We start from the raw sequence: 644 nt of genomic DNA on the forward strand, positions 1-644 counted from the left end.
GGCGAACTACAACGCCGTCAACTGGGACGACATGAACTGGGAGAAGCGCTACGACGGTGCGAAGGCCTACAGCAGCTCGAAGATCGCGCTCGGGCTGTTCGGGCTCGAGCTGCAGCGCCGCAGCGTCGCCGGTGGGTGGGGTATCCGCAGCAACCTCTCCCACCCCGGAATCTCGCCCACCAATCTCCTCGCCGCACAGCCGACCATGGGACGGCAGCGGGATACGACGTCCGTGAAGATCATCCGCACGATGTCCCGGCTGGGAATCCTGCTCGGGACACCGCAGTCCTCCGCCCTCCCCGCCCTCCTCGCAGCAACCAGTGCTGACGCACTCGGCGGGCGACTCTACGGACCGCGCGGACCGCTCAACCTCGGCGGTGGTCCTGCGGAGCAGAAGCTGTACAGCAGGCTCACCGACCCGGAAGCGGGAGCTCGAGTGTGGGAGGTGTCGGAGGGCCTCATCCGCGCGCGTGCATCGTGACGAGTCGGCGCTTTCCGGCCCCCACGACCAGCGAGGTGTCACCCTTCCGATGCGGTGACCCGCGGGTACCGGTCAGGCCGGCGTCAGCGCCTCGGCGAGCATCACGATGATCCCGCTCGGACCGCGCACGTAGGTCAGCTTGTAGACGTCCTCGTAGGTCGCG

At 68.0% G+C, this 644-nt stretch carries 1 protein-coding gene; it reads left to right on the forward strand.

What is annotated here, in order from left to right; translation table 11 throughout:
- The coding region (locus AC4FQ5_RS19855; protein WP_491146338.1) for a Rossmann-fold NAD(P)-binding domain-containing protein at positions 1 to 481 on the forward strand (481 nt) is incomplete at its 5' end.
- Positions 482 to 644: the final 163 nt, after the last annotated feature.

It is taken from the genome of Chryseobacterium sp. DT-167 (assembly GCF_058310155.1).